The following is a 21,310-nucleotide window of genomic DNA, read 5'->3' as shown; positions in this document are numbered from 1 at the left end:
CTCGCGAAAAGCGACTGGACACTGCGTTCATTCAGAGACCACGCGCTATCGTTGACCTCCATCGCGAGCAGGCTCGCTCCCACAGGAAAACCCCGCTTATAACTTATCGATCTAAAACTCCCACTACCGAGGCGGGTCAGTTTCTGAGTACCCGCGTTTTTGGCGCGGTGCCGATAGACCCTCCCCAACGGAAAAACCGGTAAGGACTTTATGTGCGGATTAGCTGGCGAGTTACGCTTTGATCATCAACCTGCGGACCTTGCAGCCGTTGAACGAATCACCCATCACCTGGCACCACGCGGCCCTGACGCGTGGGGTTTTCACAGCCAGGGGCCGATTGCCCTGGGCCATCGCCGCCTGAAAATCATGGACTTGTCGGACGGCTCGGCGCAGCCGATGGTCGACAACCAGCTGGGGTTGTCCCTGGCCTTCAATGGCGCGATCTATAACTTTCCGGAATTGCGCACCGAGCTCGAAAACCTCGGGTATGCCTTCTATTCCGGCGGCGACACCGAAGTGCTGCTCAAGGGTTATCACGCCTGGGGCGAGGCACTGCTGCCAAAACTCAATGGCATGTTCGCCTTCGCCATCTGGGAACGCGACACCCAGTGCCTGTTCATCGCCCGCGACCGTCTCGGCGTGAAGCCGCTGTACCTGTCGCGTACCGGTCAGCGCCTGCGCTTTGCTTCCGCGCTGCCAGCGCTGCTCAAGGGTGGCGACATCAACCCGATCCTCGATCCGGTGGCGCTCAACCATTATCTGAATTTCCACGCCGTGGTCCCCGCGCCGCGCACCTTGCTGGCCGGCATTGAAAAACTGCCGCCCGCGACCTGGATGCGCATTGAAGCGGACGGCAGCACCGAGCAGAAAACCTGGTGGACCCTGCCCTACGGCCCACACGCCGACGAGATGAATCTGACACTCGAAGACTGGCGCGACCGCGTGCTCGACAGTACCCGTGACGCGGTTGCGATCCGTCAACGGGCGGCAGTGGATGTCGGCGTGCTGCTGTCGGGTGGCGTCGATTCGAGCTTGCTGGTCGGTCTGTTGCGGGAAGTCGGCGTGGAAAACCTCTCGACCTTCTCCATTGGTTTCCAGGATGCCGGCGGCGAGCGCGGTGACGAGTTTCAGTATTCGGATCTGATCGCCAAACATTACGGCACGCAGCACCATCAACTGCGCATCGACGAAAAAGAGATCATCGAGCAACTGCCCGCAGCGTTCCGTGCCATGAGCGAACCGATGGTCAGCCATGACTGCATCGCGTTCTATCTGTTGTCCCGCGAAGTGGCCAAGCATTGCAAAGTGGTGCAGAGCGGCCAGGGTGCGGACGAGCTGTTCGCCGGTTATCACTGGTATCCGCAAGTAGACGGCGCCGACGATCCCTACTCGGCTTATCGCGATGCATTTTTTGACCGCAGCTACGAGGATTACGCCGCCACCGTGCAGCCGAAATGGCTGACGGCAAATGACGCCGCCGGGGATTTTGTGAAGGAACACTTCGCACAGCCCGGGGCCGATGCGGCGGTGGACAAAGCGTTGCGGCTGGACAGCACGGTGATGCTGGTGGACGACCCGGTCAAGCGCGTCGACAACATGACCATGGCCTGGGGCCTGGAAGCGCGCACGCCGTTTCTGGATTATCGACTGGTGGAATTGTCGGCGCGGGTGCCGGGCAAATTCAAACTGCCGGACGGCGGCAAACAAGTGCTCAAAGAAGCCGCGCGCCTGGTGATTCCGAGCGAAGTCATCGACCGCAAAAAAGGCTACTTCCCGGTGCCGGGTCTCAAGCATCTGCAAGGCGACACGCTGAACTGGGTGCGTGAACTGCTCCTCGATCCCAGTCAGGATCGCGGCCTGTTCAACCCGGCCATGCTCGACCGCTTGCTGACCGATCCACAAGGCCAGTTGACCCCGTTGCGCGGCTCCAAGCTGTGGCAATTGGCAGCGCTGAACCTGTGGCTCAGTGAACAAGGAATCTGACCGATGAAACCTCACGCCACGGCGTACAGCCAACGCTTGCTGCGCGGTCAGACGCCTTCCTACGAACGCTTGCAGGCGCGGCTGGCCGAAGACGGCAGCGAACTGGGCGCCGCGCCGATTGCCCTGCATTGCGGCTGGGGCCGATTGCTGATCGGTCACACCTTTCCCGACCCGGCAAGCCTCGCCCGGGAGTTGCTCAACGAACAGCCGGGCGAGCGCGACATCGCGCTGTATGTCGCGGCGCCCCAACAAGTATTGGGACTGGAGCCGGCGCAGCTATTTCTCGACCCGTCCGACACCTTGCGTCTGTGGTTCAGCGATTATCGGCAGGCGACCCGGGTGTTTCGCGGCTTTCGCATTCGTCGGGCGCAAAGTGATGCGGATTGGCAGGCGATCAACCACCTTTATCAGGCGCGCGGCATGTTGCCGATCGACGCCAGTCTGCTGACCCCTCGGCACCTCGGCGGCCCGGTGTATTGGCTGGCCGAAGACGAAGACAGCGGCGCGATTATCGGCAGCGTCATGGGCCTCAATCATCACAAGGCGTTCAACGATCCGGAAAACGGCAGCAGCCTGTGGTGCCTGGCGGTCGATCCGCATTGTTCGCGGCCCGGCGTCGGCGAAGTGCTGGTGCGGCATTTGATCGAGCACTTCATGAGCCGTGGGTTGAGTTACCTCGACCTGTCGGTGCTGCACGACAACCGTCAGGCGAAAAGCCTTTACGCCAAGCTCGGCTTTCGCAACCTGTCGACCTTTGCGATCAAGCGCAAGAACGGGATCAATCAACCGCTGTTTCTTGGCCCCGGCCCCGAAGCCGAGTTCAATCCGTATGCGCGGATCATTGTCGATGAAGCGCATCGGCGCGGCATTGAAGTTCAGGTCGATGACGCCGAAGCCGGCCTGTTCACGCTGGTGCATGGCAGTCGGCGGGTCAGGTGTCGCGAGTCGTTGAGCGACCTGACCAGCGCCATCAGCATGACCTTGTGCCAGGACAAGAGCCTGACCCACAAGACATTGAAGAATGCCGGGCTGAATCTGCCGGCGCAGCAGCTGGCGGGTAACGCCGACGACAACCTGGCGTTTCTCGATGAGCATGAACGGGTGGTGGTCAAGCCGCTGGATGGCGAACAGGGTCAGGGCGTCGCGGTGGATTTGAAGACCATCGAAGAGGTCCAGCAAGCCATCGAAGCGGCCCGACAGTTCGACAGTCGGGTGCTGCTGGAAAGCTTCCACGAAGGTCTGGACCTGCGGATTCTGGTGATCGGTTTTGAAGTGGTCGCCGCTGCGATTCGCCGGCCCGCCGAGGTGGTGGGTGACGGGCAGCATTCGGTAAGGGCACTGATCGAAGCCCAGAGTCGGCGGCGGCAGGCGGCCACCGGCGGCGAAAGCAAGATTCCGCTCGACGCTGAAACCGAACGAACCCTTGAGGCCGCGGGCTACGACTACAGCAGCGTTCTGCCGGCGGGTGAGCATCTGTGCGTACGGCGTACGGCCAATCTGCACACCGGCGGTGTTCTGGAAGATGTCACGGCTATCCTGCATCCGACGTTGATCGATGCAGCGGTGCGCGCGGCGCGGGCGCTGGATATCCCGATGGTCGGGCTCGACCTGATGGTGCCGGCGGCGGATCAGCCGGAATATGTGTTTATCGAAGCCAATGAGCGTGCCGGCCTGGCCAACCATGAACCGCAGCCGACGGCTGAGCGGTTTGTGGATTTGCTGTTTCCGCACAGTCAGGCAGCCGCCCAGTAGATGGATGCTGCCTGAACGGACGCCATCGCTGGCAAGCCAGCTCCCACAGGTTGTGCGCGGTCCATGTGGGAGCTGGCTTGCCAGCGATGGCGGTCTCAAAGGCACCACAAATTCCTCCCCTCATCGAAACCATCGATGCTCTTCACTCATCAGGAGTTTCCATGACCAGCAAAATCCCCGAACCAGACCTCAACTACCTGCAAAAAGTCCTGCTGGAAATGCTCGCCATTCCGAGCCCGACCGGCTTCACCGACACCATCGTGCGTTACGTCGCCGAGCGCCTTGAAGAGCTTGGCATCCCGTTCGAGATGACCCGCCGTGGCACCATTCGCGCCACGCTCAAGGGCAAGAAAAACAGCCCCGACCGCGCTGTCTCCGCGCACCTCGACACCATCGGTGCGGCGGTTCGCGCAGTCAAAGACAACGGTCGCCTGACCCTGGCCCCTGTCGGCTGCTGGTCCAGCCGCTTCGCCGAGGGCAGTCGCGTCAGCCTGTTCACCGACAACGGCGTGATCCGCGGCAGCGTGTTGCCGCTGATGGCATCCGGGCATGCATTCAACACTGCCGTAGATGAAATGCCGATCAGCTGGGATCACATCGAACTGCGCCTCGACGCCTATTGCGCGACTCGCGCCGATTGCGATTCGCTGGGGATCAGCGTCGGCGATTTCGTCGCGTTCGACCCGTTGCCGGAGTTCACCGAAAGCGGCCACATCAGCGCCCGTCACCTCGACGACAAGGCCGGCGTTGCCGCACTGCTGGCCGCGCTCAAAGCGATCGTCGACAGCGGCGAAGAGTTGATGATCGACTGTCATCCGCTGTTCACCATCACCGAGGAAACCGGCAGCGGTGCCGCAGCGGCTTTGCCGTGGGACGTCAGCGAATTCGTCGGCATCGACATCGCGCCGGTTGCCCCCGGCCAGCACTCCAGCGAACACGCAGTGAGCGTGGCGATGCAGGATTCCGGCGGCCCCTATGACTATCACCTGTCGCGGCACTTGCTGCGGCTGGCCAGCGACAACGAGTTGCCGGTGCGCCGCGACCTGTTCCGCTATTACTTCAGCGATGCCCATTCGGCGGTCACCGCCGGCCACGATATTCGCACTGCCCTGCTCGCCTTCGGTTGCGACGCGACCCACGGTTACGAACGCACGCACATCGACAGCCTCGCCGCCCTCAGTCGATTGCTGGGCGCCTACATCCTCAGCCCGCCGGTGTTCGCCAGCGATGCCCAACCGGCCAAGGGTTCGCTGGACCGGTTCAGTCACCAGATCGAGCACGACACCCAGATGGAAAGCGATACCCGGGTGCCGTCGGTGGACAGTCTGGTGGGGCAGCGGTCGGATAGCTGATCCGGGATGTTGGGTTGTCCGGTCGATAGTCATCGCGGGCAAGCCCGCTCCCACAGGGGACGTGCCGATCAGAAATTTTGTGATCGACGTGATACCTGTGGGAGCGGGCTTGCCCGCGATGGCGGTGGATCGGCAACACATCAGCGAAGGCTAGCCGCAATCCATCATTCGCCGTAGCATCGCGCCATTGTTTCCCCGAGGTGCCTATGCTGATCCCCCACGACCAACTTGAAGTCGACACCCTGACCCGCCTGATCGAGGATTTCGTGACCCGTGACGGCACGGACAATGGCGATGACACGCCGCTGGAAACCCGCGTGTTGCGAGTTCGCCAGGCCTTGACCAAGGGCCAGGCGCTGATTGTCTTCGACCCGGAAAGCGAGCAGTGCCAGTTGATGCTCAAACATGATGTGCCCAAGCATCTATTCGACTGAAACGCTCAACGCTCCTTGGTTTTCGCCAGTTTGACCTGGATGCGGTCATAGACTTCGGCCCGGTGCACGTTGACGCTGCGCGGCGCTTCGACGCCGAAGCGCACGGTGTTGCCATTGACGGCCACAATACGCACCGAAATCTCGTCACCGATGGAAATCATTTCGCCCACAACGCGGCTGAGTACAAGCATGGCAATCGTCCTTCAGGGTTATCGAGCCCTGAAGATGCCCGGCGCGCGGCTGGCGTTCAATGCGATGAAGGCAAATCAGTCCCGCCCTACAGCTCGGCGCGAACGTATCTTTCGGAAACGTCTGACAAACAGTGAAAGAACGCTCAGGAAGCGGAAAACCGCGGGCCGAACAGGATGACGCTCGCGCCCATCACACAGAGCGCCACGCCGATCCAGTCCGAGCCCAACGGACGAATTCGTTCGACCACTGCCAGCCAGCCAATCGATGCAACGATGTAGATGCCACCGTACGCGGCATAAGCGCGCCCGGCGTAGGTCGCTTCAACACGGGTCAGCAGCAGCGCGAACAGGGTCAGGCTGAGCAGTGCCGGCACGACCCACCAGACGCTTTTGCCCTGGCGTAACCACATCCAGAAGGCAAAACAGCCGGCGATTTCAAATAGCGCGGCCAGGAAGAACCACAGGTAATTGAGCATTCAAAACGTCTCGCGAGGATGACCGATGGCGGCCACCCTATCGACGGCGTTACCCGCGAGCAAGATCAGCCTGCGTTTTGTTTGGCCTTGGCGCGCATTTTATCGGCCATGGCAATCATTTCATCGTAGAGCAGTTGCGGATTCTTTTGCTTGAGCGCCCAGGCCATGCGCCCTTGTTCGTGGGGCAGGATCATGAATTCACCTGCGGCAACGTGCTGATAGATGTAGTCGGCAATGTCGGCCGCCGTGATCGGAGAGCTTTCCAGCAATTTACCGACCTGGGCTTTCATCGCCGGTGTCGGGCCACGGAAAGAGTCGAGCAAATTGGTCTGGAAGAATGACGGACACACCACATGCACGCCGACTTCCTGCTGCGCCAGTTCAATCAACAGGCTTTCGGACAGTGCCACAACACCTGCCTTGGCCACGTTGTAGTTGCTCATCGCCGGACCTTGCATCAACGCCGCCATCGACGCGATGTTGATGATCTTGCCTTTGCTTTTTTCCAGCAGCGGCAGGAACGCCTTGCAGCCTTTGACCACGCCCATCAGGTTGATCGCGATTTGCCAGTCCCAGTCTTCCAGCGACAGTTCGCTGAAGAACCCGCCCGAGGCGACGCCGGCGTTGTTGACGATGACATCGATGCCACCGAGTTTGACTTCACAGGCCTGAGCGAAGGCCGTCAGCTGACTGTAATCGCGCACGTCGCAACGCTGGATAAAACCATCGCCGCCCGCCTCGCGAACCATTTTCAGCGTCTCTTGCAAACCGGGTTCGCTGACATCCGACAAGGCCAGTTGCCAGCCTTCACGCGCCCAGCGCAGCGCGATTTCGCGACCCAGGCCCGAGCCCGCGCCAGTGATCATCATGCGATTTTGCATAGCAAACAGCCTTGTTGTTCCGGGGAAGATGCATCGAGTGTAGCGAAGGACGATGCCCGACCCACGCTCCATCAGATTGCTGAATGGCCCAAGCAAACCCTGGAAGCGCCCGAACCAACTAGCAGTGCAAAAAAGAAATAAGCCTTTCTCCGAAAAACATTAAAAAAACTTGGAATTTTTTTTCATATGCAACAGTCGGACTTTGTAAGCAGCTTGGGTTTATGGCATTCCAGCTGACCGTTTAACGCCAGGTAACTCCAGAACACTTCCAACAAGGAAATAGACATGGGCACAATTCTAATCATTATTCTGATCCTCCTGCTGGTAGGCGGCCTGCCGGTCTTCCCACACTCCAGAAGTTGGGGTTATGGTCCGTCGGGTATCATCGGCGTGGTGTTGGTGGTGCTGTTGATCCTGCTGTTACTCGGCAAGATATAAAGAGCTGACAGGCAAAAAAAAGAGGCCCTTGATAAGGGCCTCTTTTTTATTGCGCCGAAAACTTAGTCCGGCTTGCCGTCAACCACACCGGCGGTGTTGTCGATCAGGCTCTTGGTCGCTGTCTGGATGAACGACTCAAGTTTTTGCTGGAGAGCCGCTTCATCAGCCGATGCCGGAATCAGCTCACCTTTCGGGGTGGCGCCGAATTCGTATCGGTACAGCTTCGCCGGCATATCCTTGGGCAACACCAGCACACGATCGGCCGTCAGCAACGCGACGGTCTGATCGCTGCCGGACGGTTTGATCACGCCGAAACCTTTGTCGCCTTCCGGCAGGTTCAGCAAGTCACGACCCCAGCATTGGTGAAGCACGTCGCCACCGATGCGACCCATGATGGTCGGCACGATGTCGATCTGGGTGCCTACGGTGTGGTCGAGCTGGCCGAACTTCTCCTGAACGCCCGGCCCGATCAGCAACATCGGAACGTTGAAGCGGCCCAGGTCCATTTCAGTGATCTGCTGTTCGTTGCCAAAACCGTGGTCGCCGACGACCACGAACAGGGTTTCGTTGAAGTACGGCTCCTTGCGCGCCTTCTCGAAGAACTGACCCAGCGCCCAGTCGGAGTAACGCATGGCGGTCAAGTGTTCGTTGAGGCTGCCACGGTCGGTCACGCGCTCGACCGGCAACGGCGTCGGCAAGGCGTATGGCGTGTGGTTGGACAAGGTTTGCAGCAAGGCATAAAACGGTTTTTTGTCCTTGCCGTCGCGCGCCTTCAATTCTTCCAGGCCACGGTTGAACATGTCCTGGTCGGACACGCCCCAGGTCGGGTCGGAAAATACCGGGTTCACAAAATCGTTACGCCCGATGAAGTTGGTCATGCCCTGGTTGCTGAAGAAGCCCGACTGGTTGTCCCAGGCAAAGTCGCCGTTGTAGACATACACATCGTCATAGTCACGGGCGCTGAGCAATTGCGGCAGGCCCGACAGCTTGTGGCTGCCTTCCGGGGTCTGCATCAGGTACTCGAAACCCGGCAGGTTCGGGAAGCAAGCCATGGTGGCGAACATGCCCTGGTGGGTGTGCGTGCCGTTGGAGAAGAAGCGGTCGAACAGCAGGCCTTCTTTCGACAGTTTGTCGAAGTACGGCGTGACATCGCCCGGACGTCCCAGCGCGCCGACCGAGTGGCCGGCGAAGCTTTCCATCAGGATCACCACGACGTTCTTGATCGGCAAGGTCTTGTCGGTGTTCGGCGTGTAAGTGCGGCGAACGGCAGCCGTTTCAGCGTCGACCAGTTTGTCGTTCGGCGTCAGCAGAATGTCGCGCACGTTCTGCCGAGCTTGCGACTGCTCGATCGTGGCTTTCCAGATGTTGTCGCGGTCTTCGGACATCCGGCTCTTGGCCGCCGCGACCAGGGACAGGGTGCCGTTGAGGCCCAACTGGTTGGCGAAGTTCGAGTCGGTGGTGTAGACGTCACCCCAGCGCAATGGCGGGCCTTGGCGCAGCGTGCCACGGGCCGCGACCACGCAGATCAGCAGGCACACCACGAACACCGCGATGCGTGCGTACCACGGCGCGATCTTGCGCGTGCCGATCGTGCCGCCGCTGAACGGGCCGCGAGGCCGGGTTGCACGGTCAGCGCCCTTGAACGCCAGTGTCAGGATCACGGTGCCCACGGCCCAGGCCAGCAGGTAGCGAACCACCGGAAAACCGTACCAGAGCATGCTCATCACAGTTTTCGGGTCTTCTTTCACGTATTGGAACACCAGGCCGTTGAGGCGCTGGTGGAACTCGCGGTAGAAGTCCATCTCCATCAGGCCGAGAAACAGCGCGATGCTTGATGCAAGGGTCAGCCAGAGACGGAAGAACCCGCGGGCAGCCATGGCCCGGGCACTGAACAGCGCCAGGACCAGCGGAATGCTCAGGTAGACCACCAGACGCAGGTCGAAACGCAGGCCGTTGGCGAACGCTTCGAAAAAGGTCGAGGCCGGGGTGTCGAGGATCATTTCGCGGTTGTAGACCAGCAGCGCAACGCGCAGCAGGCTGAACATGACCATCATGACCAGGGCACACAGCAGCGTGTAGGCCAGATGCGATTTGACGGTCGGTTGCAGCAGGCGACTTGAAGCTCGCTGCTGATTCAGGGCGTCCGGGATTGCCATGTCGTTTTAGGACCCATTGGAAGTTGAAGTTTCAAAAATGGAGCGGCGCCCTGCCCTCTGTTGGCCACTACCTGGCCCCGGGGCTTGCGCGGTGCGCAAATGTTGCACGATCACTCACAGCATTGCCATTTATTACTGGCGGACCAGCGGGAGCGAATTGTCTTGGACACATTGTGAAAATATTGTGCAACGTGCATTTGGAAACACAATTAAACATTCATTGTGTGTTGATGAAGATTAAGTGCCAACAAAATCCCCCTGTGGGAGCGAGCCTGCTCGCGAAGGCGTCGTGACTATCAACACTGATGCTGACTGACACAACGCCCTCGCGAGCAGGCTCGCTCCCACAAGTGCTCATTGCAAGTCGAAGATATGCAACCAGCTGCCATTACTTCTCGGCACGTTCCTTCAGCGCTTTCAACGTATTGAACGGCGCATCCACCACGAACTTGTTGGCAACCATCGATGGTACGCTGCCGCCCGGTTCGGTGTGAACCTGATAGGTCACTTCAACCTGATCGCCCTTGGGCACCATCTTCCAGAAGCCCTCGACCTTGGCCACCCGCACAAAACCTTTTTCTTCGGGAATGTACGTCGGCACGCCTTCGAGTTTGCGCGTCAGGCTGCCGTCGGCGCCTTGCGTGGTGGTGATGTGCAACACCGAATCACGCGCGGTCACTGGCCATGGGGTATTGAACTGAGTGTAGGTCCAGCTCTGATCGCCTTCGTGCTTGAGCAGCTTCTGCATTTTGCACTCGTGAATCCAGGTGCAGGCGCCTGCCACATCTTCCTGAAGCGCACGCAATTTGGCCATGCTGGTTTTCATCAGGGTGACGCCCTGATAGGCCTTGTAGTCAGAGCCGGCCACTTCGCTCAGCGACACCTTGATGCCGTCTTCATTCTTGGCCACCTTCCAGTCTTCAGCCTGAACGGCAGCAGTCGCCAACAAAACCGTCAAACCACACAACACAGCCATACGATGCAGCGAACCCATAGTCTTATTCCTTATTGTTGAAGTTCCATGCTTGAACACATCACGCTGCCGTCATCTGCTCCCACCAACCCAGCAACCTGATCGCTTCATCACTGCTGGTGCCGCAGACTTCGGCGTCGGCTTCAAACGCCGAACACACGGCCGGACGTCCAGGTTGGCCGAAAATGTTGCACAGGTTCTCGACAGAGAGTTGCACGCAACGTTCTCCCGCCGCTTTGCCTTCGGGCATGCCGGGAATCGGTGAACTGATGGACGGGGCAATGCAACAGGCGCCACAGCCCTCACGGCATTTCATGACGACAAGCTCCTCGCGACGGGCGATGTATTAAAGGACGGGGCACAGGGTAAACGCTGCAACGGTTGTTTTAAATGACCTGAGGGCGGGTTTTTACCCTCAATCGAAGGTGACTGACCAGTCTCCGACAAAGCGTCTGGTCTGCGGGTCACAGAGAGGGAGAAATCACCGTTTGAACTCGAATTCCAGCGCAGCGCCTTCGACTTCCCGGCGTTCCTCGTTGCGCAGTTGCAGTTGCATTTCGTTGCTGATCAGCCGTCCGTTGAGCTGAAAGGGCGAACTGCCGGCCTTGTCGCCGAACATTTGCGGCAACACCGCGTCGCGCCTGGGCAACGGCACAGTACCGATCGGTTTCAACTCTTCGGCCATGTCCTCAGGCAGGCTTAAATCCAGGTCTGCCGAAGGCAATCTGGTTTTCACGACCTCACTGGCGGGTTTGGACTTGGAGGCAATCGGTGGCCGTTTTTTGACCTTGGCGGCAGTCTTTTTGACCGGCGCCGTTTTTTTGCCCGTCGCGGCTTTTTTTACCGTTGCGGCTTTTTTCGAGGGGGCGCTCGCTGCGGATTTTTCCTGAGCGGAAGCCGCCATGATGCCTTCGCTATGAAAGCTCAATAACAGGCAGATCGATAGGCAGGCGACGGGAAAAATAGCTTTCATGAACCCAACGGCGCTAACGGCAGAGGGCCGTATGCTCGCCTGTTGCACGCCACAAGACAAGCGCGGGCAGGAATAACCTGCCCACACCGTCAAAAACCGCCGGCCGTCTCGTGACAAAGCTGGGTGGCCAGCATGCCCAGCGTCATCAGCGCACGCTCGGCTTCACGGTTCCAGGGGATCCCGCAGTTCAGCCGAATGCAGTGATTGAATTGCTCGGTATTACTGAAAATCAGCCCCGGCGCAATGCTGATCCCTTGCTGCAAGGCACGCACATGCAGTTCCTGCGTATTCACCCGCCCCGGCAGACTCACCCATAAAATGAAGCCGCCGGTCGGGCGGGTCATCTGCGTCCCTTCCGGAAAGTGCTGCTGCACCGCCAACTGGAAGGCGCTGAGGTTTTTGCGGTATTCCTGACGGATGTAGCGCAAGTGCCGGTCGTAACCACCGTTTTCCAGATAGGCTGCAATGCCCATCTGCGTGACGCTGCACGCCGAATGCGTACTGAATGTCTGCAAGCGCTGGATTTCCTGCTGGTACTTGCCGGCAATCATCCAGCCAATGCGCACCCCCGGTGACAGGGTCTTGGAGAAACTCGAACAGTAGATCACCCGATCCAGCCGGTCGTAAGCCTTGAGCGCCTTGGTCCGGCCTTGCTCGAACATCAGTTCGCCGTAGATATCGTCTTCGACCACCTGGATATCGAAATCCGACGCCAGGCGCAGCAATTGTTTCTGCCGCTCTTCGGGCATGGTGCCGCCCAGTGGATTGCTCAGGCGCGTGGTCAGCACCAGCGCCTTGATCGACCACTGATTGGCCGCCAGTTGCAGGGCTTCCAGGCTCATGCCGGTAGACGGATCGCTGGGAATTTCGATGACTTTCAGGCCCAACAGGTCGGCCAGTTGCAGCAAGCCGTAATAGGTCGGCGACTCGGCGGCAATCAAGTCACCTGGCCGGGTCAACACACGCAGCGACATCTGCAGCGCATCGACGCAGCCGTGGGTGATCACCACTTCGGACGGATCAACCACCACACCGGCATCGCGCATGCGGATTGCCACTTGCCGACGCAGCGGCTCGAATCCCGGGCTGAACATGTAGCTGAAGGCGCGCGGGCTATGGAAGCGGGTGACTTTGGCCAGTTGCTGATGCAACGCCCGAACCGGTAAATAATCAACGCTCGGCACTGCCGCGCCCAAGGGAAACACACCTTCGCGCCGGGACTCGACCAACACTTGTTGAATGATGCTGCTGCGGGTGACCAGACCGGGACGCTCGACTCGGGCGATGTCCGGCGTCGGCGCTGTCAGGGCCGGCGTCTGGTGCACGTAATAACCCGACTGCGGCCGCGCGCGGATCAACCCCTGATCTTCGAGATTGGCGTATGCCTGCAACACCGTCGCATGGCTGACATTAAGCTGCGAGCTCATCTTGCGTACCGAAGGCACGCGCTCTCCCGGTTGATAGACACCACGGCGGATGTCTTCGGCCAGTTGCTGAGCAATACGTTGGTAGAGCAAGAGATTGGTCATGACGCAGCACTCGATTTCACGGGCATTTTATTCTTGTGTGAAACAATACCGGAACAGTTTAGAAGTGTACGGGGACAGTTGCCACAATAGTCGACGGTACAGTGCAGTGTCAGCAAAATCTGTACTGCTTTGCGAAGCTATTTGCAGGCGCAAAAAAACCCGGCGCTGACTGGCAAGGCCGGGTTGCAGAAGCTGTGTAGGAGCTGTGTAGGAGCTGTCGAGTGAAACGAGGCTGCGATCTTTTCGCTTTAATTGTTTAAAAAAAAGATCAAAAGATCGCAGCCTCGTTTCTCTCGACAGCTCCTACAGGGTTCGAGCGTCAGCCATTAGCGGGCGGCGCCGAGCTGGCCTTTTTCGTCGGAGAACACGATTTCGACCCGACGGTTCTGCGCCCTGCCCCGTTCGGAGGCGTTCGCGTCCACGGGGTATTCGTCGCCATACCCTTCGACCTGAATGCGTTTGTCGTCAATCCCCAGGTCCATCAACACGTCCGCGACCGATTGCGCGCGGTCACGGGACAGCTTGAGGTTCTCCTGCTTGCCGCCGGTACTGTCGGCGTAACCTTCAATCCGCACCACACGCTTGGGGTTGAGTTGCAGGAATTGCACGATTTTCAATACCACACGGTTGGCCGAGTTTTTCAGTTCCGCTTCGCCGGTGTCGAACAGCACATCGCCCAGGGTCATCACCAGACCGCGATCGGTCTGGATGGTCGCCAACGCAACAATCTGTTCTTCGAGCCACTTGCCCTGCTGCTGCACGCTGAGCAATTTGGACTCGCGCAACGCCAGTTGCAGGCGTTGGCGCTCCAGTTCGAGCTTCGCCGCGCGCTCCTCATTGAGCACTTGATTGGTGTGCTCACGCGCAATTTCGCTGTAGCGCTGGCTCAGGTAGGCGTAATGCACCACATCCGAACCGCTGCCCCAGTAGCTGGACAGGCGGTCGGCGCGAGCCAGGGATTCACCGGCGCGGATCACGTCTTTCGGGGCGATTCGCAGTACGTTGGAATCTTCCTTGACCTTCTGGAAGTTGGCACCCGCTTCTTGCAACACGGCTTCACTGCGCTGACCGGCGCAGCCATACAGGCTCGCGCAGCCGACGAGAATCAAGCTGCCGATCGCTTGGGATTTGAGACTCATTGGGCATCCCCCACTTGCTTGCGCAATCGAGTGATGCGGGTGTTGAGCAGATTCAACTGCTCTTCACTTTTGAGCGTGAGCACTTTGGCTTCCGCCAGACGCGCATCCAGCTCGGCCTGCTCGGCGCGCATGCGCGCATGCTTGTAGGACTGATCAGTCATGTCGCCCTGGGCACGGCTGAACTTGTCTTCGGCCAGTTTCATTTCCGGCACTTCGTCGGCGGTGGCGCCCACGGCTTTGGCCTGGATCAGTGCCTGTTCGGTCAGGCGAATTTGTTCATTCGGCGCCGGATCGGCTGCACAACCCGCCAGAGCCAGAACGGCCAGGGCAGCGAAAAGAGGTCGAATACTCACTAAAAATCCCTACTGTTTTGGGGTACTGGCGGGTGGTTGCTGTTGCCGTTGAGAAAGTTGTGCTTTCCAGCGTTCGATATTGCGCAACAGCACGGCTTCCGTCAGTCCGGACGCGGGCAATTCTGTCATCTTTTTAGCCAGCTGTCCGCGCAACCACGGATCGTTGCAGGCCGAGTTATGAGAAACCGCGAGGAACAGGCCGGGTTTATCGACTGGTTGGGGACGCGCGACAAGGTCATTGGCCATGCTTAACGTCTGTGCAGCCGCCATGCCCGAATAGCGTCCAGCAAGAACGAATTCAACTTCCCCCAACAGCAACTTCTGAAAGGCCTGGGTCAGGTTCGGGGGGCGCAAGAGGGTCAACTGCTGCTCGGCAAATGTGCCGAATTCCGGGGTCATTCGAGACTTTTCCGACAGCGCGCCGGGATGACCGTGCAGGTCCTGCGCTTCGGTGTAGACCAACGGCGAGTCTTTTCGGGTAAAGACCAGGTAGTCGTTTTCCAGCAATGGTGGATGAATGTAATCCAGGCTTTCCAGCTCGCTGACGGTCAATGGCGCATCCGCCAGCATGTCCATGCGCCCGCTGCGCACTTCTTCCAGCGCCTGGGAGCGTTTTCCGGCGTACAGCATTTCGACCTTGATGCCTAACTGCCCGGCCACGTGCTGCAACAGATCGGCACTGGCGCCGATCAGGTGTTTTGGATTTTGCGGGTCTTGCCACAGGTAGGGCGGTGCGTCCGGGCTGCCGGTGACAATCAGGCGCTCGCACTTGCCCGCAGCGATGGCTAGCGAAGGCAGCACCGAAAGACCCAGCAGCAATGACCAACCGAACATTCGTCGCACGACACTCTCCCTCTCAAATCCGGTTATCGCCCGTAGGAGCTGCCGAGTGAAACGAGGCTGCGATCTTTTTGCTCTCGCGTGTAAAAACAAAGTCAAAAGATCGCAGCCTCGTTTCACTCGACCGCTCCTACGGATGAGCAAAAAAAAAGCCCGACCAAAAGGTCGGGCTCTTTATAGGTCAAGCAGCTGGATTAGACCAGCTTCTCGAACTCAGGGATGGCTTCGAACAAGTCCGCCACCAGGCCGTAATCGGCCACCTGGAAGATCGGCGCTTCTTCGTCCTTGTTGATCGCAACGATCACTTTGGAGTCTTTCATGCCGGCCAGGTGCTGGATCGCGCCGGAGATACCGACGGCGATGTACAGCTGTGGAGCAACGATTTTGCCGGTTTGACCGACCTGCATGTCGTTCGGTACAAAACCTGCGTCGACCGCGGCGCGGGAAGCACCGACGGCAGCGCCCAGCTTGTCGGCCAAGGCGTACAGGTGTTTGAAGTTGTCGCCATTCTGCATGCCGCGACCGCCGGAAACGACGATTTTGGCAGCGGTCAGTTCCGGACGATCGGACTTGGCCAGTTCTTCACCAACGAAGCTCGAAGTGCCAGCGTCGTGAGCAGCCGCAACCGCTTCAACGGCAGCCGAACCACCTTCAGCAGCAACCGGGTCGAAACCGGTGGCACGCACAGTGATCACTTTGATTGCAGCAGTCGATTGCACGGTAGCGATGGCGTTACCGGCGTAGATCGGGCGCTTGAAGGTGTCAGCGCTTTCGACCGAGATGATCTCGGAGATCTGGTCAACGTCCAGCTGAGCGGCAACGCGCGGCAGGATGTTTTTGCCGTTGGAAGTGGCGGCAGCCAGGATGTGGCTGTAGCCAGCGCCCAGCTCAGCCACCAGCGGCGCGACGTTTTCCGGCAGTTGGTGAGCGTAGGCGGCGTTGTCGGCCACCAGCACTTTAGCCACGCCAGCGATTTTCGCAGCGGCTTCAGCCACGGCGCCAACGTTCTGGCCGGCAACCAGCACGTGGATGTCGCCGCCGATTTTGGCAGCAGCAGCCACTGTGTTCAGGGTGGCCGGGGCCACTACTTTGTTGTCGTGTTCAGCGATTACCAAGATAGTCATGATTAGATTACCTTCGCTTCGTTTTTCAGTTTCTCGACCAGTTCAGCCACCGACTTGACCTTGATACCCGCGCTGCGTGCAGCTGGCGCTTCGACTTTCACGGTCTTGTTGGTGGAGGCGGTGGAAACGCCCAAAGCGTCCGGAGTCAGCACTTCGAGAGGCTTCTTCTTGGCTTTCATGATGTTTGGCAGGGACGCATAACGCGGCTCGTTCAAACGCAGGTCGGTGGTGACGATGGCTGGCAGCTTCAGGGAAACTGTCTGCGCGCCGCCGTCGATTTCGCGGGTCACGGCAACGCTGTCGCCAGACACTTCGACTTTCGAAGCGAAGGTGCCCTGACCGTAGCCGCTCAATGCTGCGAGCATCTGGCCAGTCTGGTTGTTGTCGCTGTCGATGGCCTGTTTGCCAAGGATCACCAGCTGAGGCTGTTCCTTGTCGACAACAGCCTTGAGCAGCTTGGCAACAGCCAGGGAAGTCAGATCTTCAGCGGATTCGACGAGGATGGCGCGGTCGGCACCCAGAGCCAGCGCGGTGCGCAGTTGCTCTTGAGCCGTGGTCGGGCCGATGGAGACGACGACGATTTCAGTCGCAACACCTTTTTCTTTCAGGCGTACGGCTTCTTCCACGGCGATTTCGCAGAACGGGTTCATCGACATCTTCACGTTAGCGAGGTCGACGCCGGAATTGTCCGCCTTGACGCGAACCTTGACGTTGTAATCCACAACGCGTTTGACAGCTACAAGAACCTTCATGGATTCCTCGATACTCTCCGGTGAAAAGAAAGTCGCCTAGGCGAACCTGGCGGTTTGATGCTCATCGGCGCAAGGGCACCTCTAAAAACGCTGGCATGAGGGTCAAGTGACCAACGCTCGGGATGCTGATGACCGTTGGTCAGTGGTGACCGACAAGTCATTCAATATCGCGGCGTGTAAACTGCGCGCCAAACCCGCGCGACGCATCACCTTGTACGGCCATCGCCCTGTCTTTAGAGGTGCTCTTGATACCAACAGTCAGCCTACGGCGAGCGCAAAACCGACCGTATATTGACCGGAACGCCTATTCCGGTCAATACGGCAAAATGGCCACTCATAAGCCGCGTGACTTTGATTTCTCTGGGTTTGAGCCGATTCAAACAAACGTTTGTATTGGACGCTGAGAGTGGTGTAGATATAATGCGCCACCCAGAGAGAAAGGTGGCTCATCGATTGTCCACTTCCCCGCTCGCGCAGGGATTCATGGATGCGACACCAAACCTCCAATTAGAAAAAAAACTGTTGAGCCTTGAGTAGGAGATAACCTGTGGAACGCGAATACATGGAATTCGACGTGGTCATCGTCGGTGCCGGCCCCGCTGGTCTTTCCGCTGCCTGCCGATTGAAGCAGAAGGCCGCCGAAGCCGGTAAGGAAATCAGCGTCTGCGTGGTCGAAAAAGGCTCCGAAGTCGGCGCACATATTCTCTCCGGTGCGATTTTCGAACCCCGCGCCCTCAACGAATTGTTCCCGGACTGGAAAGAACTCGGCGCGCCGCTGAACACGCCGGTCAGCCGCGATGACATTTTCGTCCTGAAAAATGCCGACAGCGCGCAGAAAATCCCCGACTTCTTTGTGCCCAAGACCATGCACAACGAAGGCAACTACATTATCTCCCTGGGCAACCTGTGCCGCTGGCTGGCCCAGCAGGCCGAGAACCTGGGCGTGGAAATCTACCCGGGCTTTGCCGCTCAGGAAGCGCTGTTCGACGAGAACGGCGTGGTTCGCGGGATCATCACCGGTGATCTGGGCGTTGATCGCGAAGGCCATCCGAAAGAAGGCCTGTACACCCCGGGCATGGAACTGCGTGGCAAGTACACGCTGTTCGCCGAAGGTTGCCGCGGTCACATCGGCAAGCAACTGATCAAGCGTTTCAACCTCGACAGCGAAGCCGACGCCCAGCACTACGGCATCGGTCTAAAAGAAATCTGGGAAGTCGACCCGGCCAAACATCAGCCAGGTCTGGTCGTCCACACCGCCGGCTGGCCGATGGACATCATGGGCTCCGAGAACACCGGCGGCTCCTTCCTTTATCACCTGGAAAACAATCAGGTGGTTGTCGGCCTGATCGTCGATCTGTCCTACAGCAACACTTTCCTGTCGCCGTTCGATGAGTTCCAGCGCCTCAAGCATCACCCGGTGCTCAAGCAATACCTGGAAGGCGGCAAGCGCATCAGCTACGGCGCCCGCGCCATCTGCAAGGGCGGCCTGAACTCGCTGCCGAAAATGGTCTTCAAGGGCGGCGCGCTGATCGGTTGCGACCTCGGCACCCTGAATTTTGCCAAGATCAAAGGCAGCCACACCGCGATGAAGTCCGGCATGCTCGCCGCTGAATCCGTGGCCGAGGCGTTGTTCGCCGAGAAAGACGGCACCGAAGAGCTGACCACATACGTCGACGCCTTCAAGAAGAGCTGGCTCTACGACGAACTGTTCGCCAGCCGCAACTTCGGCCCGGCGATCCACAAGTTCGGCGCGATCGTCGGCGGTGGTTTCAATTGGCTGGACCAGAACATCTTCGGCGGCAAACTGCCGTTCACCCTGCACGACAACAAGCCGGATTACGCGTGCCTCAAGCTCGCAGCCGACTGCAAGAAGATCGACTATCCGAAACCGGACGGCAAGATCAGCTTCGACAAACTCAGCTCGGTGTTCATCTCCGGTACCAACCACGAAGAAGAACAACCGTGCCACTTGAAGCTGACCGACCCGAGCATCCCGATCAGCAAAAACCTGCCGCTGTACGATGAACCTGCCCAGCGCTACTGCCCGGCCGGTGTGTACGAAGTGGTGACCAAGGAAGACGGCGAGAAGCGCTTCCAGATCAACGCCCAGAACTGTGTTCACTGCAAGACCTGCGACATCAAGGACCCTGCACAGAACATCACCTGGGTGGCGCCGGAAGGTGCTGGCGGCCCGACTTACCCGAACATGTAAGCTGAACGCCTGAGCATCAAGGCTCCCGATTGGGGGCCTTTTTGTTGCCTGCGATTCAAGCCACCACCACGAATCCCCTGTGGGAGCGAGCCTGCTCGCGAATGCGGTGCTAAACCTTCAAGCCCAGCTCCGCCGACAGCCGAACCGTGACCCCTTTGATCAGGGGGATCAGCTCGGCCATTTTTTCCAGCGGCATGTAGGGCACGGTGCTGGCGATGCTGATGCCGGCGACGATGCGCTTGCTGGCATCACGGATCGGCGCCGCCACACAACGAATCGACGGCTCGTTGTCTTCCAGATCGAAAGCGTAGCCACCTGCCACATACTCAATCATGCGCTGCTGAAACTGCTCCCACGATTGCTCTGGGTGCTGCGGCCAGAACAGATTTTTCCCACCCGCCGGCAAGCTGACTTCGTACAGACGCTGCCATTCTTGCTGCGTGTCATCCAGCATCAACGCCTTGCCGATCCCGGTGCGCGCCAACGGCATGCGGTGGCCAACCCGCGAACGCATTTCCGGACCATTGCGCCCCGGATTCTTGTGCAGGTACAGCACCTCGTCTCCCTCGCGAATCGCCAGGTGAATGGTGTCGCCAGTCAACGCCGACAACTCATCCAGATACGGTCCGGCCAGGGTCACCAGCGGCAATTCCTCGCGAGCCTGAAAACCCAGCTCGATCAATTTGGGCCCCAACAGATAACCAACTTGCGGCACCACCCGCAGATAACGCTCGTCCACCAGACAACTGGCCAGCCGATGGGTGGTGCTGCGCGTGGTGCCGATCAGCCGGGCGATTTCCTTCAAGTCGCGCGCGCCACTGGCCACGGCCTGAACCACACCCAAACCGCGAAGCAGGGTCTGGGTGCCGGTCGGCGCGGCGTCCTTGGCGATTTTTGGGGTGTCTTCCTGCATATCCAGCCTTTACCGTTGAGCGAGTGAACGGGCGGCATTATGGTCGCCCGATGGCTACGACGACAACTTGATACGCTCGACTTTTCCGACCAGGAGGATGTAGGAAAGCGCACCGATCAATGCCAGAACCGAGATGTAGGTGATCGCCGGCGCGAACGAATCACCGGTGGCGAGGAAACCGATGACAATCGGCGTGGTAATGGCCGACAGGTTGCCGATGAAGTTGAACACCCCGCCCGTCAATCCCAACAGTCGTGCCGGCGCCAGGGTTGAAACCAGCGACCAGGTGATCGACGCCAGTCCGTTGCCGAAGAACGCCAACGCCAGGAACGCAATCACCAGTGGCGTCGACTCGACGAAGTTGGCACCGATGATCGAGGTGGAGATCAGCAGGCCGCCGATGATCGGCAGCTTACGGGCGAAGCCCACGGTGTAGCCGCGACGGATCAGGAAGTCGGAGAAAAACCCGGAACACAGCACGCCGACAAAGGCCGCCAGAAACGGCAACGACGCCAGCAGGCCGGACTTGATGAAGTCCATGCCGCGATATTTCACCAGGTAGGTCGGGAACCACGTCAGGAAAAACCACAGCGTCGAATTGAGGCAGAACTGCCCGAGGTAGATGCCCCACAACTTGCGTTTGGTCAGCACGATGCCAAGGTCGGCCCAGCTGAATTTCGCCTTGACCTTCGCCTGCTCGGCCTGGATATCCACCAGCCCGCCGCCCTCACGGATCAGCTCGATCTCGGCGTCATTGGCGCCTTTGAAATCCCGGGGTTCGCGGTACACCGCGTACCAGATCACCGCCCAGAGAATGCCCACTGCACCGGTGCTGACGA

Annotated in this window: 21 protein-coding genes; 6 read left to right on the top strand and 15 right to left on the bottom strand. The window is 59.3% G+C overall.

Translation table 11 applies throughout. The features are described from left to right. Nucleotides 1-210 precede the first annotated feature (210 nt). From F8N62_RS24340 to F8N62_RS24325, 4 genes are all read left to right on the top strand, one after another. The gene (locus F8N62_RS24340) at nt 211-1,983 is read left to right on the top strand and encodes an N-acetylglutaminylglutamine amidotransferase (protein ID WP_150713058.1); all 1,773 of its coding nucleotides are present in this window, start codon (nt 211-213) and stop codon (nt 1,981-1,983) included. A 3-nt stretch (nt 1,984-1,986) separates the two neighbouring features. Continuing rightward, on the top strand, nt 1,987-3,735 hold the full coding sequence (gene ngg, locus F8N62_RS24335) for an N-acetylglutaminylglutamine synthetase (protein ID WP_150713057.1): 1,749 nt from the start codon (nt 1,987-1,989) through the stop codon (nt 3,733-3,735). Nucleotides 3,736-3,896: 161 nt separating this feature from the next. Next, complete coding sequence (locus tag F8N62_RS24330; RefSeq protein WP_150713056.1) at nt 3,897-5,087, top strand: osmoprotectant NAGGN system M42 family peptidase; 1,191 nt, start codon at nt 3,897-3,899, stop codon at nt 5,085-5,087. A 206-nt stretch (nt 5,088-5,293) separates the two neighbouring features. Further along, nucleotides 5,294-5,521, top strand: coding sequence for a YheU family protein (locus tag F8N62_RS24325; protein ID WP_003199186.1), 228 nt, complete (start codon nt 5,294-5,296; stop codon nt 5,519-5,521). A 5-nt stretch (nt 5,522-5,526) separates the two neighbouring features. On the opposite strand, the gene csrA is transcribed toward F8N62_RS24325, so the two are convergent. From csrA to F8N62_RS24310, 3 genes are all read right to left on the bottom strand, one after another. After that, on the bottom strand, nt 5,527-5,712 hold the full coding sequence (gene csrA, locus F8N62_RS24320; RefSeq protein WP_150713055.1) for a carbon storage regulator CsrA: 186 nt from the start codon (nt 5,710-5,712) through the stop codon (nt 5,527-5,529). A 143-nt stretch (nt 5,713-5,855) separates the two neighbouring features. After that, a complete protein-coding gene (locus tag F8N62_RS24315; protein WP_150713054.1) occupies nt 5,856-6,188 on the bottom strand; it encodes a YnfA family protein in 333 nt (110 codons plus the stop codon). A gap of 65 nt (nt 6,189-6,253) precedes the next feature. Further along, nucleotides 6,254-7,069, bottom strand: coding sequence for an SDR family oxidoreductase (locus F8N62_RS24310; protein WP_150713053.1), 816 nt, complete (start codon nt 7,067-7,069; stop codon nt 6,254-6,256). A gap of 279 nt (nt 7,070-7,348) precedes the next feature. Between F8N62_RS24310 and F8N62_RS24305 the strand changes: the two genes are divergently transcribed. Next, a complete protein-coding gene (locus tag F8N62_RS24305) occupies nt 7,349-7,507 on the top strand; it encodes a DUF3309 family protein (RefSeq protein ID WP_174602692.1) in 159 nt (52 codons plus the stop codon). A 62-nt stretch (nt 7,508-7,569) separates the two neighbouring features. On the opposite strand, the gene F8N62_RS24300 is transcribed toward F8N62_RS24305, so the two are convergent. From F8N62_RS24300 to F8N62_RS24255, 10 genes are all read right to left on the bottom strand, one after another. Then, on the bottom strand, nt 7,570-9,663 hold the full coding sequence (locus tag F8N62_RS24300) for an LTA synthase family protein (protein WP_150713052.1): 2,094 nt from the start codon (nt 9,661-9,663) through the stop codon (nt 7,570-7,572). A 388-nt stretch (nt 9,664-10,051) separates the two neighbouring features. Next, nucleotides 10,052-10,657, bottom strand: a complete 606-nt coding sequence (locus tag F8N62_RS24295) for an START domain-containing protein (protein ID WP_150713051.1) — start codon at nt 10,655-10,657, stop codon at nt 10,052-10,054. Nucleotides 10,658-10,697: 40 nt separating this feature from the next. Further along, nucleotides 10,698-10,952, bottom strand: coding sequence for a YkgJ family cysteine cluster protein (locus F8N62_RS24290; protein WP_150713050.1), 255 nt, complete (start codon nt 10,950-10,952; stop codon nt 10,698-10,700). A gap of 165 nt (nt 10,953-11,117) precedes the next feature. Next, complete coding sequence (locus F8N62_RS24285; protein WP_150713049.1) at nt 11,118-11,609, bottom strand: translation initiation factor 2; 492 nt, start codon at nt 11,607-11,609, stop codon at nt 11,118-11,120. An 89-nt stretch (nt 11,610-11,698) separates the two neighbouring features. Beyond that, a complete protein-coding gene (locus F8N62_RS24280) occupies nt 11,699-13,138 on the bottom strand; it encodes a PLP-dependent aminotransferase family protein (protein WP_150713048.1) in 1,440 nt (479 codons plus the stop codon). A 326-nt stretch (nt 13,139-13,464) separates the two neighbouring features. Continuing rightward, complete coding sequence (locus F8N62_RS24275) at nt 13,465-14,277, bottom strand: OmpA family protein (protein WP_150713047.1); 813 nt, start codon at nt 14,275-14,277, stop codon at nt 13,465-13,467. Next, nucleotides 14,274-14,630, bottom strand: coding sequence for a DUF4398 domain-containing protein (locus tag F8N62_RS24270; protein ID WP_150713046.1), 357 nt, complete (start codon nt 14,628-14,630; stop codon nt 14,274-14,276). The genes F8N62_RS24275 and F8N62_RS24270 overlap by 4 nt, the downstream gene beginning before the upstream one ends. Nucleotides 14,631-14,639: 9 nt before the next feature. Continuing rightward, on the bottom strand, nt 14,640-15,464 hold the full coding sequence (locus tag F8N62_RS24265) for a substrate-binding periplasmic protein (protein ID WP_150713164.1): 825 nt from the start codon (nt 15,462-15,464) through the stop codon (nt 14,640-14,642). Between the two features lie 200 nt (nt 15,465-15,664). After that, nucleotides 15,665-16,594, bottom strand: coding sequence for an electron transfer flavoprotein subunit alpha/FixB family protein (locus tag F8N62_RS24260; RefSeq protein ID WP_150713045.1), 930 nt, complete (start codon nt 16,592-16,594; stop codon nt 15,665-15,667). A 2-nt stretch (nt 16,595-16,596) separates the two neighbouring features. After that, a complete protein-coding gene (locus F8N62_RS24255; protein WP_028620627.1) occupies nt 16,597-17,346 on the bottom strand; it encodes an electron transfer flavoprotein subunit beta/FixA family protein in 750 nt (249 codons plus the stop codon). 547 nt (nt 17,347-17,893) lie between these two features. Here F8N62_RS24255 and F8N62_RS24250 point away from each other — a divergent pair. After that, nucleotides 17,894-19,558 carry an electron transfer flavoprotein-ubiquinone oxidoreductase gene (locus F8N62_RS24250; protein WP_150713044.1) on the top strand — a complete coding sequence of 555 codons (1,665 nt, stop codon included), beginning with the start codon at nt 17,894-17,896 and terminating at the stop codon, nt 19,556-19,558. 109 nt (nt 19,559-19,667) lie between these two features. Here the strand turns inward: F8N62_RS24250 and F8N62_RS24245 are convergent, their stop codons facing one another. Together F8N62_RS24245 and F8N62_RS24240 are read right to left on the bottom strand one after the other, a co-directional pair. Then, entirely contained in the window at nt 19,668-20,471 is an 804-nt protein-coding gene (locus tag F8N62_RS24245) for an IclR family transcriptional regulator (RefSeq protein ID WP_150713043.1), read from the bottom strand. Between the two features lie 54 nt (nt 20,472-20,525). Then, a partial coding sequence (locus F8N62_RS24240; protein WP_150713042.1) for an MFS transporter occupies nt 20,526-21,310 on the bottom strand: 785 nt, incomplete at its 5' end.

The sequence above is a fragment of the Pseudomonas fluorescens genome, from assembly GCF_902497785.1.
Lineage (GTDB): Bacteria > Pseudomonadota > Gammaproteobacteria > Pseudomonadales > Pseudomonadaceae > Aquipseudomonas > Aquipseudomonas fluorescens_BO.
The sequence above is the reverse complement of the archived record's forward strand: the minus strand, read 5'-3'. Positions and strand labels throughout refer to the sequence as shown.

Coding starts and splice junctions, on each gene's coding strand:
- F8N62_RS24330 (WP_150713056.1), top strand. CDS start 3,897: ATGACCAGCAAAATCCCCGAACCAGACCTCAACTACCTGCAAAAAGTC.
- F8N62_RS24285 (WP_150713049.1), bottom strand. CDS start 11,609: ATGAAAGCTATTTTTCCCGTCGCCTGCCTATCGATCTGCCTGTTATTG.
- F8N62_RS24325 (WP_003199186.1), top strand. CDS start 5,294: ATGCTGATCCCCCACGACCAACTTGAAGTCGACACCCTGACCCGCCTG.
- F8N62_RS24295 (WP_150713051.1), bottom strand. CDS start 10,657: ATGGGTTCGCTGCATCGTATGGCTGTGTTGTGTGGTTTGACGGTTTTG.
- F8N62_RS24300 (WP_150713052.1), bottom strand. CDS start 9,663: ATGGCAATCCCGGACGCCCTGAATCAGCAGCGAGCTTCAAGTCGCCTG.
- F8N62_RS24315 (WP_150713054.1), bottom strand. CDS start 6,188: ATGCTCAATTACCTGTGGTTCTTCCTGGCCGCGCTATTTGAAATCGCC.
- F8N62_RS24265 (WP_150713164.1), bottom strand. CDS start 15,464: ATGTTCGGTTGGTCATTGCTGCTGGGTCTTTCGGTGCTGCCTTCGCTA.
- F8N62_RS24245 (WP_150713043.1), bottom strand. CDS start 20,471: ATGCAGGAAGACACCCCAAAAATCGCCAAGGACGCCGCGCCGACCGGC.
- csrA (WP_150713055.1), bottom strand. CDS start 5,712: ATGCTTGTACTCAGCCGCGTTGTGGGCGAAATGATTTCCATCGGTGAC.
- F8N62_RS24290 (WP_150713050.1), bottom strand. CDS start 10,952: ATGAAATGCCGTGAGGGCTGTGGCGCCTGTTGCATTGCCCCGTCCATC.
- F8N62_RS24280 (WP_150713048.1), bottom strand. CDS start 13,138: ATGACCAATCTCTTGCTCTACCAACGTATTGCTCAGCAACTGGCCGAA.
- ngg (WP_150713057.1), top strand. CDS start 1,987: ATGAAACCTCACGCCACGGCGTACAGCCAACGCTTGCTGCGCGGTCAG.
- F8N62_RS24275 (WP_150713047.1), bottom strand. CDS start 14,277: ATGAGTCTCAAATCCCAAGCGATCGGCAGCTTGATTCTCGTCGGCTGC.
- F8N62_RS24340 (WP_150713058.1), top strand. CDS start 211: ATGTGCGGATTAGCTGGCGAGTTACGCTTTGATCATCAACCTGCGGAC.
- F8N62_RS24255 (WP_028620627.1), bottom strand. CDS start 17,346: ATGAAGGTTCTTGTAGCTGTCAAACGCGTTGTGGATTACAACGTCAAG.
- F8N62_RS24260 (WP_150713045.1), bottom strand. CDS start 16,594: ATGACTATCTTGGTAATCGCTGAACACGACAACAAAGTAGTGGCCCCG.
- F8N62_RS24310 (WP_150713053.1), bottom strand. CDS start 7,069: ATGCAAAATCGCATGATGATCACTGGCGCGGGCTCGGGCCTGGGTCGC.